The sequence below is a fragment of the Rhodococcus yananensis genome (assembly GCF_020515525.1).
In the GTDB taxonomy this organism is placed as follows: Bacteria; Actinomycetota; Actinomycetes; order Mycobacteriales; family Mycobacteriaceae; genus Rhodococcus; species Rhodococcus yananensis.
This window is the reverse complement of the sequence record NZ_JAIYEP010000154.1, coordinates 1-2,177: the sequence shown is the minus strand read 5'-3', so window position 1 is coordinate 2,177 and position 2,177 is coordinate 1. Positions and strand designations below refer to the sequence as shown.

2 protein-coding genes are annotated in these 2,177 nt (G+C 65.0%); one reads left to right on the top strand and one right to left on the bottom strand.

Annotation, left to right across the window (positions count from 1 at the left end; all coding sequences use genetic code 11):
- Positions 1–41 precede the first annotated feature (41 nt).
- The gene (locus LDQ05_RS19515) at positions 42–518 is read right to left on the bottom strand and encodes an RDD family protein (RefSeq protein ID WP_226438603.1); all 477 of its coding nucleotides are present in this window, start codon (positions 516–518) and stop codon (positions 42–44) included.
- 213 nt (positions 519–731) lie between these two features.
- Between LDQ05_RS19515 and glnA the strand changes: the two genes are divergently transcribed.
- The gene (gene glnA, locus LDQ05_RS19510) at positions 732–2,168 is read left to right on the top strand and encodes a type I glutamate--ammonia ligase (protein ID WP_226438602.1); all 1,437 of its coding nucleotides are present in this window, start codon (positions 732–734) and stop codon (positions 2,166–2,168) included.
- Positions 2,169–2,177: the final 9 nt, after the last annotated feature.

The window sequence follows — 2,177 nt, the reverse complement described above, 5'->3', positions numbered from 1 at the left end:
CGCCGACCGTGGAACGGTCGGCGGCCTCCGTCGTCGAATGGTCAGCGGGAGCGGACGAGAGCGGTACCGGTCGCGCGGTCCTGGAGTCCGCGTCCGTCGACGTCGGTGACCAACGCCGGCGCGATGAACACCAGCAGTGCCTGACGTCCCAGTGCCCGGATCAATCCGACGCGGGCGGGCGCATCGACACGCACGACCTGGATTCCCGCGACGTACTGCCCGGGAGTGAACGAGAACAGGGTCACCGACACCACGCCGACGGCGCACCACAGGATCAGCGTGTACGCCGACAGCAGCGGGCTCTCCAGCGGGTCGTCGCCGACCAGCACCATGGCGATCGCCATGCATGCGAGCCAGTCGATCAACAGTGCGAGAGCGCGTTTCGCCGTGGAGACGAGCGCACCGGGCCCCTCCTCGGGAAGGCCGAGTGCTTCACCGGGAAATCTCTGGGCGTCCCGTTGCCCTTTCGGGAGTGCAGCCGAGGGACCGGAAAGCCAGCTGCCCGTCATCCGTGCCATGGGTCCAGGATAGTCTGGCCCTGCGGGCACCGGAGCAAGCGTGTGCGCCGCGGTGATCTCTACCACGTTTCTGTCCTCACCGCAGGACAACCGGACGCGTAACACCGGCGAAACATAGACTTGATTACCGGGCAACACCACGTCCATACCGTGTGATCCGACGCAGGCGCCCCAGCACCGAACATGGCGCGCACCGACTGAAGGAGCACAAGCGTGGCGTTCACCACGGCCGAAGAAGTCATCAAGTACATCGCGGACGAGGGCGTCGAATACGTCGACGTCCGGTTCACGGATCTGCCGGGCATCGAGCAGCACTTCTCGATCCCCGCGAAGGCCTTCAATCAGGATGTCTTCGACGACGGTCTTGCGTTCGACGGTTCGTCCGTCCGTGGATTCCAGTCGATCCACGAGTCCGACATGCTGCTCCTTCCCGATGTGACGACGGCCCGGATCGATCCGTTCCGCGCGGCGAAGACCCTCAACGTCAACTTCTTCGTGCACGATCCGTTCACCCGCGAGTCCTACAGCCGCGACCCGCGCAACGTTGCTCGCAAGGCCGAGGAATACCTGATCAGCACCGGCATCGCCGACACCGCCTTCTTCGGTGCCGAGGCCGAGTTCTACATCTTCGACTCGGTGTCCTACGACTCGAAGATGAACGGCGCCTTCTACGAGGTCGACGCGATCTCCGGCGCGTGGAACACCGGCAACGAGTACAACGCCGACGGCACCCCGAACCGCGGTTACAAGGTGCGCCCGAAGGGCGGCTACTTCCCGGTCGCTCCGTACGACCACTACGTCGACCTGCGCGACGAGATCTCGACGAACCTGCAGAACGCCGGTTTCGAGCTCGAGCGCGGCCACCACGAGGTCGGCACCGGCGGCCAGGCGGAGATCAACTACAAGTTCAACACGCTGCTCTCCGCGGCCGACGATCTGCAGCTGTTCAAGTACATCGTCAAGAACACCGCGTGGAAGGCCGGCAAGACCGCCACCTTCATGCCCAAGCCGCTGTTCGGCGACAACGGTTCGGGCATGCACGTGCACCAGTCGCTGTGGAAGGACGGCAAGCCGCTGTTCCACGACGAGGCCGGCTACGCGGGCCTGTCGGATGTGGCCCGCTGGTACATCGGCGGCATCCTGCACCATGCACCGTCGCTGCTCGCGTTCACGAACCCGACCATCAACTCGTACCACCGCCTGGTGCCGGGCTACGAGGCTCCCATCAACCTCGTGTACAGCCAGCGGAACCGGTCCGCCGCGGTCCGCATCCCGATCACGGGCAACAACCCGAAGGCCAAGCGCCTCGAGTTCCGCGCCCCCGACTCGTCGGGTAACCCGTACCTGAACTTCGCCGCGCAGATGATGGCCGGCCTGGACGGCATCAAGAACAAGATCGAGCCGATGGCTCCGGTCGACAAGGACCTCTACGAGCTTCCGCCGGAGGAAGCCAAGAACATCCCGCAGGCTCCGACCTCGCTCAACGCGGTCATCGACCGCCTCGAGGCCGACCACGAGTACCTCACCGAGGGCGGCGTGTTCACCACCGACCTGATCGAGACCTGGATCTCGCTCAAGCGCGAGCAGGAGATCGCTCCGGTCAACCTGCGTCCGCACCCCTACGAGTTCCAGCTGTACTTCGACTGCTGAGTCCCGTGA